Annotated in this window: 15 protein-coding genes; 7 read left to right on the top strand and 8 right to left on the bottom strand. The window is 58.8% G+C overall.

All coding sequences use genetic code 11. From position 1 onward, the window contains the following. The first annotated feature begins 64 nt into the window (after positions 1-64). On the top strand, positions 65-1,360 hold the full coding sequence (locus CU048_05415; protein ID QBR70808.1) for a peptidase M4 family protein: 1,296 nt from the start codon (positions 65-67) through the stop codon (positions 1,358-1,360). Further along, positions 1,357-1,623, top strand: coding sequence for a hypothetical protein (locus CU048_05410; protein ID QBR70807.1), 267 nt, complete (start codon positions 1,357-1,359; stop codon positions 1,621-1,623). Before CU048_05415 ends, CU048_05410 begins: the two co-directional genes overlap by 4 nt. On the opposite strand, the gene CU048_05405 is transcribed toward CU048_05410, so the two are convergent. Beyond that, positions 1,613-2,260: an alkylated DNA repair dioxygenase gene (locus CU048_05405; GenBank protein ID QBR72685.1), complete on the bottom strand. Its 648-nt coding sequence runs from the start codon at positions 2,258-2,260 to the stop codon at positions 1,613-1,615. The genes CU048_05410 and CU048_05405 overlap by 11 nt on opposite strands. A 73-nt stretch (positions 2,261-2,333) precedes the next feature. Further along, a complete protein-coding gene (locus CU048_05400; protein QBR70806.1) occupies positions 2,334-2,951 on the bottom strand; it encodes a 2,3-bisphosphoglycerate-dependent phosphoglycerate mutase in 618 nt (205 codons plus the stop codon). A gap of 246 nt (positions 2,952-3,197) precedes the next feature. Between CU048_05400 and CU048_05395 the strand changes: the two genes are divergently transcribed. Both CU048_05395 and CU048_05390 read left to right on the top strand, forming a co-directional pair. Next, the gene (locus CU048_05395; protein ID QBR72684.1) at positions 3,198-4,388 is read left to right on the top strand and encodes an acetyl-CoA C-acyltransferase; all 1,191 of its coding nucleotides are present in this window, start codon (positions 3,198-3,200) and stop codon (positions 4,386-4,388) included. A 181-nt stretch (positions 4,389-4,569) separates the two neighbouring features. Next, a complete protein-coding gene (locus CU048_05390; GenBank protein QBR72683.1) occupies positions 4,570-4,830 on the top strand; it encodes a hypothetical protein in 261 nt (86 codons plus the stop codon). Positions 4,831-4,867: 37 nt separating this feature from the next. Here CU048_05390 and CU048_05385 read toward each other — a convergent pair whose 3' ends face one another. The 6 genes from CU048_05385 to petA form a co-directional block, all read right to left on the bottom strand. Next, complete coding sequence (locus CU048_05385; GenBank protein ID QBR70805.1) at positions 4,868-5,965, bottom strand: dihydroorotate dehydrogenase (quinone); 1,098 nt, start codon at positions 5,963-5,965, stop codon at positions 4,868-4,870. Then, positions 5,962-6,306 (bottom strand): DUF952 domain-containing protein, encoded by a 345-nt coding sequence (locus CU048_05380; protein QBR70804.1) that lies wholly within the window; start codon positions 6,304-6,306, stop codon positions 5,962-5,964. The genes CU048_05385 and CU048_05380 overlap by 4 nt, the downstream gene beginning before the upstream one ends. A gap of 84 nt (positions 6,307-6,390) precedes the next feature. After that, positions 6,391-8,130, bottom strand: a complete 1,740-nt coding sequence (locus tag CU048_05375; protein ID QBR70803.1) for a lysine--tRNA ligase — start codon at positions 8,128-8,130, stop codon at positions 6,391-6,393. Between the two features lie 217 nt (positions 8,131-8,347). Beyond that, positions 8,348-9,247, bottom strand: a complete 900-nt coding sequence (locus tag CU048_05370) for a cytochrome c1 (protein ID QBR72682.1) — start codon at positions 9,245-9,247, stop codon at positions 8,348-8,350. Between the two features lie 44 nt (positions 9,248-9,291). Next, positions 9,292-10,557, bottom strand: a complete 1,266-nt coding sequence (locus tag CU048_05365) for a cytochrome b (protein QBR70802.1) — start codon at positions 10,555-10,557, stop codon at positions 9,292-9,294. 68 nt (positions 10,558-10,625) lie between these two features. Beyond that, positions 10,626-11,150: a ubiquinol-cytochrome c reductase iron-sulfur subunit gene (gene petA / locus CU048_05360; GenBank protein ID QBR70801.1), complete on the bottom strand. Its 525-nt coding sequence runs from the start codon at positions 11,148-11,150 to the stop codon at positions 10,626-10,628. 187 nt (positions 11,151-11,337) lie between these two features. Between petA and CU048_05355 the strand changes: the two genes are divergently transcribed. The 3 genes from CU048_05355 to CU048_05345 all read left to right on the top strand — a co-directional run bounded on the left by CU048_05355 (position 11,338) and on the right by CU048_05345 (position 13,659). Beyond that, complete coding sequence (locus tag CU048_05355; protein ID QBR70800.1) at positions 11,338-11,817, top strand: tRNA methyltransferase; 480 nt, start codon at positions 11,338-11,340, stop codon at positions 11,815-11,817. Between the two features lie 139 nt (positions 11,818-11,956). Beyond that, positions 11,957-12,568 (top strand): hypothetical protein, encoded by a 612-nt coding sequence (locus CU048_05350; GenBank protein QBR70799.1) that lies wholly within the window; start codon positions 11,957-11,959, stop codon positions 12,566-12,568. 194 nt (positions 12,569-12,762) lie between these two features. Continuing rightward, positions 12,763-13,659, top strand: coding sequence for an oxygen-dependent coproporphyrinogen oxidase (locus CU048_05345; GenBank protein ID QBR70798.1), 897 nt, complete (start codon positions 12,763-12,765; stop codon positions 13,657-13,659). The last annotated feature ends 15 nt before the right edge of the window (positions 13,660-13,674 follow it).

Raw genomic sequence — 13,674 nt, 5'->3', positions numbered from 1 at the left:
ACGAACGATCGAGTGCGGTGACATTAAAATCATTTGATTTTCAATATGATAAGAGGAGGCATCCATGAAGCGTGCAGTTTTCGGTGCAAGCGCGGGAGGATGTCCCTGCTGTTTTATTATCCCACCCCAAATCTTGCAGCGCCTTGCGACAAGCGGCGATCCCCATCTTGCCGAAACCGCCGGCCGTACCCTGCGGCTAACTGATAGCATATTGGCCTTCCGCGCCCAGCTCAGCACGGGGGCTCCTTCGCCGACCGCGCTCAAGCGCGAAGGACTACGCCGCCAGGTTTTCGATTGCAAAGGCTTCACCGATCTGCCGGGCGATATCGCGCGCTCGGAGGCTGATCCCGATTGTCCGGATAAGGCTGCGAATGAAGCCTTCGCAAATGCCGGCATTACCTGGAATTTTTTCAAGGAGATTTTCAACCGCGAGTCCGTGGACGGAAACGGAAAGACGCTCGTCTCCTCGGTTCATTACGGGCAGAAATACGACAATGCATTCTGGGATGGCCGGCAGATGGTATATGGCGACGGCGATGGTATAATTTTCGAGCGTTTCACCGCCGCTTTGGATGTCATCGCGCATGAATTGACGCATGGCGTCACTCAGTACACCGCGCAGCTCCCCTATCAGGACGAACCGGGCGCGCTGAACGAATCCATGTCCGATGTTTTCGGCTCAATGGTCAAGCAATGGTCGCTCGGGCAAACCGTGGCCGAGGCCGATTGGTTGATCGGCGCGGGGATCCTAGCGCCTAGCTTCAAGGGGAAAGCGCTGCGAGACTTGGCAAACCCCGGGACCGCCTACAATGATACTCATTTCGGCAAAGACCCACAGCCGGGGCACATGAAGGACTATGTCCACACCGAAGCCGATCACGGCGGCGTTCACACCAATTCCGGAATTCCGAACCGTGCCTTCGTCCTCGCGGCCAAGGCGATCGGCGGGAAATCCTGGGAAAAAACCGGGCGCGTCTGGTATGTTACCCTGACCCAAAGGTTGACCGCTTCCGCGGGGTTCGCCAAATGCGCGACGGAAACCATTTCCGTGGCGCGCGATTTATTTCCCGACGATCCGGATATTGCTGCGAAGATTGCGCAAGCCTGGAGTGATGTCGGTGTCTTGGAAGAGGCTCCCACCGCGGCGGGACTGGCGAAAGTTGCGGGGGCCTATGTCGTACCATTGCCGCCTGTCAGGCCTGTGTTCGCTCGCTCACCGATGGCAAAGAAACCGCGGACCGCAAAAAAAACCGCGAAAAAGAAGAAGACTGTTTCGTCAAAGCCAGCCGCAAAGCCGTCACGCGGCACTCCAACGAAGAGCGCCCCTCCAAAGAAGAAAGGCAAGGGTAAGCGGCCATGAAACTCATTGTCGAACGTTCAGGCGGTTTTGCGGGACTGGTCCGGCGCGGGCAAGAGGACTTGGCCGCGCTTTCCGCCGAACAGCGAGCGGCTTTGAAAAAACTGCTCGACGCCGGCACTTCGCTGGTGTCGCCATCGCCGGGTGCCGATCGATTTACGTTCAAGATCGAAGTCCACGACGAGCACGGGACGCGGAGCCTGACCATTCCAGAAACCGCTATGCCGGCAAGCCTTGCCGCCATAGCGACCGCAATCAAGGATTAGCGTCGCACTCCGGTCGGGTCACTCGCCTCATGGTGAGATTGATGCGCCCGCCTCCCGGCAGCAGCCGGGACGAACCGCCGAGTATTTTCGTCACGCCGTGAAACATCAGCCGCGCGGCGCCGCCAAAGACAATGACATCGCCCGAGTGAAGCTCGAGGTTTTTCGCGGGGTCGCCGCGTTGCAAACCGCCATAGCGGAAAACACAACTGTCCCCCAGCGATATCGACACGACAGGGGCGGCAAGCTCCTTTTCGTCGCGGTCTTGGTGCAAGCCCATCTTGGCCCGGCCGTCATAGAAATTGATGAGGCCGGCCTGTGGCGGATGCGGATAATCGGCTAAGGCACGCCATATATTTAGCGCGGAAGCAGGGATCGGAGGCCAAGCCCCGCCGGTCTCGGGATGGACCCGCTGGTAGCGATAGCCGCCCTCCCGGTCGGAAACCCATCCGAGCGCTCCGCAATTGGTCATCCTGACCGAAAACGCCCGGCCGGAACGGGGCATGCGGGGTAAGTACCACGGCGCTTGTGCGACACTCTTTGCCACCTCGGCCGCGAGTGTTGCCTGCGCCGAGTCGTCGAGATAACGAGGGTAATACGTGAGCCCTGGAACCAAACATGTTCCAGTCGCCGCATCCATACTTTGGAACAGATCCTCCATCTCGATGCCCTGGGCCACAATGACCGCTCAATCGATCTCCGCTGCACAAACTTTACTGGGAGAGAATCTCTTTGGTTTCGACCGTCGAGTCAGGCTTAAGCCGGTAGAGAAGCAGGATTCCGGTTTTCAGTTCCATTGTCGGAATGGTTTCCGGCGTCAGCCTATCAAGCACCATGATCAGGGCACGCAGCGAATTGCCATGGGCTGCGACGATTGTACGCTGGCCGCCCAGCACCGCCGGGAGAATGGTTTGGCAATAATAGGGAACGACTCGGGCAACCGTATCCTTCAAGCTTTCGCCGCCTGGCGGCCGGACATCATAGGACCGGCGCCAGAGATGGACTTGCTCGTCGCCCCATTTGCGTCTCGCATCGTCTTTGTTGAGTCCGCAAAGCTCGCCATAATCGCGCTCGTTGAGCGCCTGGTCCCAAGTTGTCTTGGCTTGGCCGCCCACTTCTTCGAGAACCAGTTGCAATGTATGCTGAGCGCGAACAAGGTTGGACGCGAAGGCCCGGTCGAAGGAAAGACCGCGCGCCTTGAGGAGCCGTCCGGCGGCACGCGCTTCTTCAACTCCTTTGTCGGTGAGAACTGGATCTTTCCAGCCTGTGAAAAGGTTCTTGAGGTTCCACTCGCTCTGGCCGTGGCGTATGAGCACGAGAATGCGATCCATTTCTCAACCTTGTTGGATTTCCATGCATGGCGACGCTAGCGTATTTCCCCCCCGGATGGAATCATCCGAGTATGAGGAACTATGCCAGAACAATAAGGTAGACCCGTGTCACCGGAGAAAGTCGAACAACTTTCCGGGACATGCTCTAAAGGAAACTCCTGCCGCAGGAAACTGAACTTTGCGGTCAACCGGCCGCTCGCCCGTCCGCCCAGCACGCGGTTCCCGCAAATGAAAGGGACGACAATCATGGAAAATGCCGATCCGATCATCATCGCCGGCGCGGCACGCACCCCGATAGGTGGCTTTCAAGGTGATTTAAAAGAGGTTTCGGCCCCAGGTCTTGGCGCGACCGCGGCGAAGGCGGCGATCGATCGCTGTGGAATCAGTCCAAGCGAGATCGACGAGCTGATTTTCGGGTGCGTTTTGTCGGCTGGGCTGGGTCAGGCTCCCGCCCGCCAGGCGGCGCTAGGGGCCGGCATGTCGGAAGCGACCCCTTGCACGACAGTCAACAAGATGTGCGGCTCGGGTATGAAAGCGATTATGCTGGCGCATGACGCCTTATGCGCGGGAAGCGCTGCAACTGTCGTTGCCGGCGGAATGGAGAGCATGACCAACGCGCCCTATTTGCTCGATCGCGCCCGCGCCGGTTACCGCATGGGACATGGCAAGATTCTCGATCATATGTTCCTCGACGGACTCGAGGATGCCTATGGCGAGCGCTTGCCTATGGGCGCTTTCGCCGAAGATTGTGCGGAAGCATTTCAATTCACCCGCGCCGCCCAGGATCAATACGCCATGCGCTCGCTGGAGAACGCGCAAAAGGCGATCCGGGACGGCAGTTTCGACCGCGAGATTGCGCCCGTCACGATCAAGGCTGACAAGTCGGGACTGAAGACCGTTTCGTTGGATGAGCAGCCGCTCAAGGCGAAGCCTGAAAAAATACCGCTTTTAAAGCCGGCCTTCCGTCCAGGCGGCAGCGTGACCGCGGCGAATTCGAGTTCCATTTCCGACGGCGCGGCCGCGCTTGTCCTGATGCGGCGCTCGGAAGCCGAACGACGCGGGATCACACCTCTGGCCATCCTCCGCGCCCATGCAACCCACGCCCAAGCACCGAGCCAATTTGCCACCGCCCCGATCGGCGCGGTACAAAAGCTCGCCGCAAAAACCGGCTGGTCCTTGGCGGACGTCGATCTGTTCGAAATCAACGAGGCCTTCGCTGTTGTCGTCATGGCCGCAATGCGTGAGCTTAGTCTGCCGCTCGAAAAGCTCAATGTGCATGGCGGGGCCTGCGCGCTCGGCCATCCGATCGGCGCTTCGGGGGCCCGCATTGTCGTGACGCTCTTGGCCGCTTTGCAAAAATACAATTTGTCTCGCGGAGTAGCGGCGCTCTGCATCGGCGGCGGCGAGGCGACCGCCATCGCGCTCGAAATGCCATGAAGTGGACAGTTTGTCCAAACCATGCGTCAACATGTCCGTTCTCTCAGCTTCCGGCAGCTTCGCTTCAGGAGTCCCTAGTATGACCGATGACCGTTTTGCTCAAAAGGCGCCTCCCCAATGGACCGAAGGGGGAGCTCGTGACCAAGCTTCGGAGCCGGGTTGGCGCCATGAAGAGACGCCCCTGCATCGCTTTCTAGGAGGCTCGCCGGGCGGCGTCTTTCTGCGCCTGCTGTTCGTGTCCTTGATCGTCGGCGCCTTGTTAATGTGGCTCGACATAAGGCCGCGCGACATTTTCAATGGATTGGCGCAATTCATTGAAGGCATTTGGGCTCGTGGCTTCGATGCGCTCCGCGAAATCGCCGATTATATTATTGCCGGAGCCGTGATCGTTCTTCCCGTCTGGCTGGTGCTGCGGCTGATGAATATGCGAAGCGCGCGCTGAACTTCGGCGCGACCGCGCCGCATTTTATACGCGGGCGCTATCGAAGATTGTCTGGGCTGAGCTTACCATTCGCCCAATCGAGCGCCGTGCTGCCGATGGCGTCCGTAAGCCGGGCTTTGTCCGCAAGAAGAGGGAGAAGCCCGCGCTTGATGTCGCGGGCGAGGCCAGGCCCTTTGAAGACGAGTGCAGAATAGAATTGCACGAGGCTGGCGCCCGCCTCGATTTTAGCGAAGGCAGTTTTTGCGCTGTCGACGCCTCCGGCTCCGATGAGCGGAAACCGATTCTCCGCGCGCAAGAATGCGGCCGCGAGCATTTGCGTTGAAAGCTGGAAAATCGGACGGCCGGAAAGCCCCCCGATTTCGCGAGCCGAAGGGTCTCGTAAGTCGGAAGGGCGCGAGACGGTCGTATTCGCCACAATCAGACCATCGATTTTGCGCGACTTCGCGCAATGCATGATTGCGTCGAGTTCAGCGAGCGTGAGATCCGGGGCTATCTTCAGAAGTACAGGTTTGCGGCCGCAGCTTTCGGCCGCCTTGTCGCGTTCATCGAGGACGCGCGCCAGGAGATCGTCCAGCGCATTGGCGCGTTGGAGATCCCGCAGTCCGGGCGTGTTCGGAGAAGAAATATTGATCGTGAAATAATCCGCAATATCGGCGAATATTTTGACCCCGCGCACGTAATCGGCGGCGCGATCCCTTGTCGACTTATTGGCGCCGAGATTGATCCCGGCGATCCCCCGTTTTTGCGGGCGCGCGCCGAGACGCGCATGGACGGCTGCATGTCCTTGGCTTGGAAAGCCGAGACGGTTGATCACCGCCTGATCATCGGTGAGGCGAAAGACGCGCGGGCGCGGGTTACCTTGCTGCGGCTGCGGCGTAATCGTGCCGACTTCGGTGAAGCCGAAGCCGAGATGGAAGCATGCATCGACGACTTCCCCATTTTTGTCGAAGCCCGCTGCGACCCCAAGCGGATTGGAAAATTGAAGTCCCAGCACGTTGACGGCGAGGCGGGGATCGTCGGGCGGGGCAGCGGGCAACGGCACGACACGAAGCGCCCGGATCGCCCATTCATGCGCGGTTTCCGGATCGAGGCTAAACGCCAGCGGGCGCATCAGCGCTTGCAATAGGCTGGTCATTCCAAGAGTCCGCTAAAATCATGCCGGCCGTTCTCCAAAAGCGGAAGCGGCTTTGCGAAGACCACGGCATCGAGGGGCAGGGCGGAATAAAGATGCGGAAACAGGGCGCCATCCCGCGACGGTTCGAAGCGAAGCGAGTCGCTTAACCGGTCCGGGTCAACTGCTACCAGCATAAGGTCGGCTTGTCCGAAGAACCATTTCACGGCGGTTTCCTCAACCTGCGCGCGCAGCGAGAAATGAATGAACCCGTCGGCCCTGTCGACCGGGGATCCCGTAAAGGCGCCGCTACGCTCGGCCTCCTGCCACAACGACATGGGTGCGATCTTGTAGATCAGATCCATTGCAGTTCCGGTCTTTCAAACATCGCGGACAGGATCAGGTCATTGCGCCGGGGAGAGAGACAACATAGCGCGGGGCCGGTCGTATCATCGGGGAGGCGCTGCCCGTGCAGCGGTCCTGCCTTGCTGCAGAAACGCCGCATGTGCGCGCTGCAGATCGCCCGCCAATGCGTCGGCGATCAATTGACGCGTTTCCTCGATCCCGTAAAGCGCCACGAATGAACCGAAACGAGGTCCGCGGCTTTCCCCCAGCAGCACCGCATAGAGCATATTGAACCAATCGTTTGAAACGCCCGGCCGCTCGGGTGTCGCGCTCTTGGCCTTCATATCCTGATAGCGAGGGACGGTTCGCGCGACGTCGTAGAGAGTAGTTTGGATAACCTCCGCACTGGCGTCCTTTGGCAAATCGGCGAGCGCCGCCGCTAGATTTTCAAGTGCTGCGCGCTCGATCTCGTCAGGCTCGCGAAAGACTTTCGCCGGGCGCACGAAGTCACGATAATAGCGCACCGCATAGGCCACCTGCCTGTCGAGGCGGGGATGGGTTGCGGGCGAAACATCCGGCGCGTAGCGGCGCAGAAACCCCCAGAGAATTTGCGGGTCTTCACTGTTCGCCACGGCGGCAAGATTCAAGAGCATGGTAAAGGTGATCGTGGTGCCTTGGCTGCTCTTGTCGTGCAGGATTTCAGGCGGCGGCGGCTCGCCCGAATGAATGTGCCAGACAGGGTTGCCGAGCCGCTCTTTTGCCTCCTGCCGCGGATAGGCGGCAAGAAAGGCAAGATAATCATCGACGGTGCGCGGGATGACGTCGAAATACAGGCGCTTGGCCGCGGACGGTTTTTGATACATGAAAAGCGAGAGGCTTTCCGGGCTCGCATAAGTGAGCCAGTCCTCGATCGTCAGGCCATTGCCTTTCGACTTCGAAATCTTTTGGCCCTTTTCATCCAAAAACAATTCATAATTGAATCCTTCGGGCGGAGTGCCGCCGAGCGCGCGGACGATCTCGCCGGATAATTTGACCGACTCGATCAGATCCTTGCCCGCCATCTCATAATCGACCTTGAGCGCATACCAGCGCATTGCCCAATCTGGCTTCCATTGCAGCTTGCAGGCGCCGCCCGTGACCGGCGTTTCAAAGTCTTCTCCGGTTTCCGGGTCGCGCCAAAAGAGCGTGCCCGCGGCGCTATCGATCTTTAGGATTGGCACCTGCATGACAATGCCGGTTCTGGGATGAATCGGCAGGAACGGCGAATAGGTTGCGGCCCTTTCCTCGCGAAAGCTCGGCAGCATGATCGCCATGACCTGTTCGTAACGGGCAAGCAGGCGGAGCAGCGCTGCGTCGAAACGGCCCGAGGTGTAATAGTCCGTTGCCGACGCAAATTCGTAATCGAAGCCGAATTCGTCGAGAAACGCGCGCAGCCTTGCATTGTTGTGCGCACCGAAGCTCGCATGCGTGCCGAAGGGGTCTGGAACCTGCGTCAGAGGTTTGCCGAGATGGGCCGCGATCAGATCCTTGTTCGGGATGTTGTCGGGCACCTTGCGTAGACCGTCCATGTCGTCGGAGAACGCAATAAGACGGGTTTTGATCTTGTCTTCGGTCAAAGTCCGGAAGGCATGCCGCACCATGCTGGTACGGGCGACCTCTCCGAAGGTTCCGATATGCGGCAGGCCGGAAGGCCCATAGCCGGTCTCGAACAAGACCTCGGTCTGGCCCGTCTCCGCGATCCGCCGGACGATCTTGCGGGCTTCCTCGAACGGCCAGGCATTGGCTTGGCCGAGTGCAGCGGCGAGGGCATCCGCCGCCGCGGCCGGCTCTACGGCGAGTGACATGGCATGACCTTATGAGTCCAAGAGGCAAGATTGCCTTGTTGTGCTTAAGGAAGCGGCGAACGATAGGAAGCACGGGTTCGCGCGTCAATCGCGGCAAGGTAGACCCGATCCGAAAAAATTGAAAACCGGTTTCGCCTGACCGGTGAGATCAATTTCCCCTGGATCATCCGGCGCGGTCCAAAAGGGTTTTTGCCAACCCTGCCGCCGGCATCCGCTGTTACGAGGAGGTCGGTGTTTCGAGGCCGGCCTTGGCTTCGGCGCGGGCCCAAATCTTCTTTTTTACGATCAGCAGCAGCACAGCATAAATCGAAAGGAATACCAGAACGCTCAGGCCGAGGCGTTTGCGTTCTTCGAGCTTAGGTTCTGCAGCCCACATCAGGAACGCCGAAACATCCTTGGCATATTGCTGGACGGTCTTGGGCGACCCATCCTCATACTCGACCGAGCCGTCGGCCAGCGGATCTGGCATCGCGATCTTGTGGCCCGGCATATATTCGTTCCAGTTTGGATCGCTCTTGTTCGTATAGCCGTTCAACAGCGCATAGATGTAGTCGACGCCTTGCTCTTGATACTGAATGATCGGATCGAGCAGAAACAGCGGAAAACCGCGCTGGTAGGAGCGGGCCTTGGCGAGCACCGACATGTCCGGCGGGATCGCGCCGAGCGCTGCCCGCGCCGCTTGCTCATTGGCAAAATTCCAAGGAAAATAATCTGAGACCCGGCCTGGGCGTTCGAACATTTCGCCGGCATCGTTTGGGCCGTCCTTGACCTTGTAAGTCTCGGCGAGCGCCTTGACCTGCGCGTCCGAAAAACCGGGGCCGCCTGGATCGGCGAGATTACGGAAGGCGATCAATTTGAGCGAATGGCAAGTCGAACAAACCTCGCGATAGACCTGAAACCCGCGCTGAAGCTGTGCCTGGTCGTAGCGGCCGAAAGCGCCGTGGAAACTCCATTCCTGGCGCGCGGGCTTTGGTTGAACATGCGCGTTTTTTTCGTTGACGTTGGGCTCCGCTTCATCGGCGGCGTAAACCTTTGCTCCGCTTGTCGTCAGAGACGCCAGTAGAATGGCGCCGAACACCCAACCGGTCTGCCGGCGCAAGGGGTTGCCCTGCCTCATCGTTTTTTCCTTAGTCGCTATCGGCGCTCGGTTCATTGCTCCGGTCAACCCGCTTGGATCGGCTTACCATCTTGCGCCGTGGCTTTGCCCGGTATGCCCAACACCGCATCGCAGATCGAAGCGGGCAGGGGTTTGGGTTTTTCATAAAGACCGAGCAAGGGCAAAATGACCAGAAAATGGAGGAAATAATAAAAGGTCAGAAGCCGCGCCGCGATCACATAACCGCCTTCGGGAGGCTGCGACCCCATGTAGCCCAACAGTACCGTGCACAAGACGAACAGCCAGAAGAAGATCCGGTAGAGCGGACGATAGGCAGCCGATTTGACCTTGGATGTGTCAAGCCATGGCAAAAATGCGACGATGAAAACCGAGGCGAACATCGCGATGGTTCCGCCGAGCTTCGAGGGGATCGACCGCAGAATCGCGTAATAGGGCAGATAATACCATTCCGGCACGATATGGGCCGGGGTCTGCAGCGGGTTTGCTTCGATGTAGTTATCGGCGTGGCCGAGGTAGTTCGGCACGTAAAAGACAAACCAGGAAAAAAACACCAGGAAGCAGACCAGCGCGAAACCGTCCTTCACCGTAAAATAGGGGTGAAACGGCAAGGTATCCTTGTCGGTCTTTTTTTCGATTCCGGCGGGATTGTTCGAGCCCGGAACATGCAGCGCCCAGATATGCAGGACGACGACGCCGGCGATCATGAAAGGCAGGAGATAGTGCAGCGAGAAGAAGCGATTGAGAGTCGCATTATCGACCGCAAAGCCACCCCACAGCCAAGTCGTAATCGAATCGCCCACCAGCGGAATGGCCGAAAACAGGCTGGTGATGACCGTCGCGCCCCAAAAGCTCATCTGGCCCCAGGGCAGGACATACCCCATGAAGGCCGTTGCAATGGCCAGCAAATAGATCAGGACGCCGAGCAGCCACAACACCTCCCGCGGCGCTTTGTACGATCCATAGTAAAGCCCGCGAAACATGTGGAGGTAGAGCGCGATGAAGAACATCGAAGCACCGTTGGCATGCGCATAGCGCAGGAGCCAACCATAATTGACGTCGCGCATGATGTGCTCAATCGACGCGAACGCCAGATCCGACTGCGGCGTATAATGCATCACGAGCACGACGCCAGTGACGATCTGAGCCGCCAGCATGAACGACAAAATGCCGCCGAAGGTCCACCAATAGTTGAGATTGCGCGGATTGGGGAAGACGACAAACGACGAATGCATGAGCCCGAGGACCGGCAAGCGGCTTTCGAACCAGCGGGCCAGAGGGCTTTTCGGTACGTAGGTCGACTCTCCGCTCATGATCTCGTCTTCTCTCGATGACTCTGTATCCGAAGATTGGTGTTGGCTCGGCTCCGCGGTCGCCGCTCTTACCCTATCGTAACCTTTGTGTCGCTCGCGAACCGGTAGGGCGGCAATGCAAGATTATAAGGCGCCGGACCCTGCCGGATGCGGCCAGAGGCATCATAGACCGAGCCGTGGCACGGGCAGAAATAACCGCCCGCATAGGGGCCGTCATTGGTGAGGGGGACGCAGCCGAGATGGGTGCAGATGCCGATGACGATCAGCCATTCGGGCTTTTCCACCCGCGATTGATCGGTGGCCGGATCGCGCAGCTCGCTCTCGGGTGTCGCTTGCGCTTCTTCGATCTCTTTTGGCGTGCGATGGCTGATGAAGACTGGCTTGCCCCGCCATTTGACGGTGACGACCTGACCTTCTGCAATATTCGATATATCGACATCCGTCGAAGCCGAGGCCCGCGTCGTTGCGTCGGGGCTCATTTGGGAAATGAGCGGCCACACCGCAAAACCGGTGGCCACAGCGCCCATCGCGCCGGTCGCGACGAAGAGAAAATCCCTTCTGGTCGGCTCCTCAGCTGTCGTGCTCGCTGCCATACTATCCTCGAACCTGTTATTTTGGCTTATTGTTGCTTAATTGAGTGCCGAGAGGGACGCAATAGTCATAACGGCTGGTCAAGGTTGGCCGCTTCCAGGCTCTGCCTGTTGCTTGGGCATAAAGCCATGGAATTGTGACAAATCTATTGGTATTTGCGGACTGTGCTGAACTCCCATTGCGGTAAACATGCAGCCTGCCCAGCCTCCGCCCTTGATGCTCGCGCTCTATCAGCCCGACATTCCGCAGAACACCGGGACGATCTTGCGCATGTGCGCCTGCCTCGGGCTCGCCGCCGCGATCATCGAACCGACGGGCTTTCTGGCCAGCGACAAACATTTCCGCCGCGCCGGCATGGATTATCTCGCTCATGTTGCGATCACTCGCCACGCCCATTGGTCAGCTTTTGAGGTGTGGCGCCGCGCCAACAGGCGGCGGCTTGTACTTCTCACCACCAAAGGGGAGCTTGCCTACACGACGTTCAGCTTCAGGCCAGGCGATATTCTGCTCGTCGGGCGTGAGTCCGCAGGGGTCCCCGAGGAAGTGCATGAGGCTGCGGATGCGCGTTTGGTGATACCCTTGCGACCGCCGATGCGCTCGCTGAATATTGCCGTCGCCGCAGCCATGGTGGTCGGGGAAGCGGTTCGCCAGCTCGGCGGAACCCTCTGAATCCGCATGGGGAACGGCTGAAGAAATACAAGTTCCCTCAGGGTCCGAAACGGCCGACGGGTGCGCGTGCACACCGCCCTTATGGTTAACACGGATAAATTACCATCATTATGGAAGGGAGGGCGCCATGTCGGGGATTATGGAGCGTCTCAAACAGTTTTTATATCTTATGTTCCTTTGTGTATTTCTGTTGATCGTTTTCATCGATTTTCGCAGCATCTGCGACGCTTCGCAGAAGCTTCTGCAGCGGGCTTCGACGGCGACCTCGCTCGAGGTCGCCAACATTAAAATGAACTTCAGCTCTGACACGGTTTCGGCTGTGTTCAGCAATCTGAAGTTGGATAACGTCGACGCAGCCCAGCGCAGACAGGCCCTGGATCTGATTCATGATCTGGACCCGCAGGAATTTCTCCGTCTGATGTATGTCGGACAGCTCGACGGCCTTTGCGAATTCGATCATCCAACCTCGCAAATGCGGTTTGATGTTGCGACCGATTACCGCTTGAGCGAGAAGCGATTGGTCACAATCGTCGAGAGCCCGGATATTTGGGAGCGGACGACCCAATTCTTCCGGCAGCAGGAGGCGGGTGGCGAGGTTCCCGAACATGGCTACCCCCGGAAATGCTACGTCATGCTGCTGACGCCCGACGGGTACAACGTCAAGTCAGCGCTGGTCGGAACATTCGGCAGCGCATTCAAGGGTGCTCCGACCAAGCCCGATGCACCGGAAACGCTTGTTGCCTCTCAATAAGCCCTGCACCCCAAGGGCTGGGAGCCGCTCTCGGCCCTTAAGCGCGTGCATTCGGTATGCGACTCGACGGCGTTGCAGGCCGGGGGATTGATTTGCCGCAATCCGCGGCTTTCCTATATTGGATAAGAGTTAAGTTGCGAGCGCGGCCCGATCTGGTCCAGCGCTCGCGACATACTCCCAGAAGGCCCACGCGCATGACCAAATCCGATGCCCCTGATCGCCATAGAAGCGAGACTCGCGCCTGGTTCGAAGAACTTCAGGAAAAGATCATGGCTGCGTTCGAACTTCTGGAACAGGAGGCGGAAGGGCCTTTCGCGAGCCCTGACTTGCGGCCGGGCCTATTCGAGACCAAGCCCTGGGTTAGGAGCGAGGGCGGCGGCGGCCGTATGGGCTTTCTGCGCGGGCGCGTGTTTGAAAAAATGTGCGTTCATACTTCGACGGTTTTCGGGACTTTTCCGCCGGAATTCGCCAAAGACATTCCCGGGGCTGAAGAAAATCCAAGTTTTTGGGCCTCCGGGGTCTCGCTGATTGCGCATCCTTGGAACCCGAATGTTCCGATCGTTCACATGAATACCCGCTTCATCGAAACCACCAAGGCTTGGTTCGGCGGGGGCGCCGATCTCACGCCGGTGCTCGATCGGCGGCGCGTGCAAACCGATCCCGACGCACGCGACTTCCACGCGGCGATGGAAGCGGCCTGCGCCGGTCACGACAAAGTCGCCAACTATGCCAAATACAAGCAATGGTGCGATGAGTATTTTTTCCTGAAGCATCGCAACGAACCACGTGGGATCGGCGGAATTTTTTACGATTATCTCATTTGTCCGCCTCAGGACGAGACCATATTCGCCGAGAATTTTGCCTTCACCCAGGCCGTCGGCACAAGTTTCTTGTCGATCTATCCCGAAATCGTGCGCCGCAACTTCGCGCTCCCCTGGTCAGAGGCGGATCGAGATGAACAGCTGACGCGGCGCGGCCGCTACGCCGAATTCAATATGATCTATGATCGCGGAACAATTTTCGGCTTGAAAACCGGCGGCAATGTCGAGGCGATTTTGTCATCTCTGCCACCCCTCGCGCGCTGGCCCTGAGTAAAGTCCGGTCTG

It is taken from the genome of Beijerinckiaceae bacterium, assembly GCA_004564215.1.
GTDB lineage: Bacteria > Pseudomonadota > Alphaproteobacteria > Rhizobiales > Beijerinckiaceae > Methylocapsa.
This window is presented reverse-complemented; position numbering and strand designations above follow the sequence as displayed.

Bases quoted from the DNA above. Each gene is read 5' to 3' on its own strand.
- petA (QBR70801.1), bottom strand. From the start codon at position 11,150: ATGGCAGCGAGCACGACAGCTGAGGAGCCGACCAGAAGGGATTTTCTC.
- CU048_05385 (QBR70805.1), bottom strand. From the start codon at position 5,965: ATGACCAGCCTATTGCAAGCGCTGATGCGCCCGCTGGCGTTTAGCCTC.
- CU048_05345 (QBR70798.1), top strand. From the start codon at position 12,763: ATGACCAAATCCGATGCCCCTGATCGCCATAGAAGCGAGACTCGCGCC.
- CU048_05395 (QBR72684.1), top strand. From the start codon at position 3,198: ATGGAAAATGCCGATCCGATCATCATCGCCGGCGCGGCACGCACCCCG.
- CU048_05380 (QBR70804.1), bottom strand. From the start codon at position 6,306: ATGGATCTGATCTACAAGATCGCACCCATGTCGTTGTGGCAGGAGGCC.
- CU048_05370 (QBR72682.1), bottom strand. From the start codon at position 9,247: ATGAGGCAGGGCAACCCCTTGCGCCGGCAGACCGGTTGGGTGTTCGGC.
- CU048_05415 (QBR70808.1), top strand. From the start codon at position 65: ATGAAGCGTGCAGTTTTCGGTGCAAGCGCGGGAGGATGTCCCTGCTGT.
- CU048_05350 (QBR70799.1), top strand. From the start codon at position 11,957: ATGGAGCGTCTCAAACAGTTTTTATATCTTATGTTCCTTTGTGTATTT.
- CU048_05405 (QBR72685.1), bottom strand. From the start codon at position 2,260: ATGGATGCGGCGACTGGAACATGTTTGGTTCCAGGGCTCACGTATTAC.
- CU048_05355 (QBR70800.1), top strand. From the start codon at position 11,338: ATGCAGCCTGCCCAGCCTCCGCCCTTGATGCTCGCGCTCTATCAGCCC.
- CU048_05400 (QBR70806.1), bottom strand. From the start codon at position 2,951: ATGGATCGCATTCTCGTGCTCATACGCCACGGCCAGAGCGAGTGGAAC.
- CU048_05410 (QBR70807.1), top strand. From the start codon at position 1,357: ATGAAACTCATTGTCGAACGTTCAGGCGGTTTTGCGGGACTGGTCCGG.
- CU048_05375 (QBR70803.1), bottom strand. From the start codon at position 8,130: ATGTCACTCGCCGTAGAGCCGGCCGCGGCGGCGGATGCCCTCGCCGCT.
- CU048_05365 (QBR70802.1), bottom strand. From the start codon at position 10,557: ATGAGCGGAGAGTCGACCTACGTACCGAAAAGCCCTCTGGCCCGCTGG.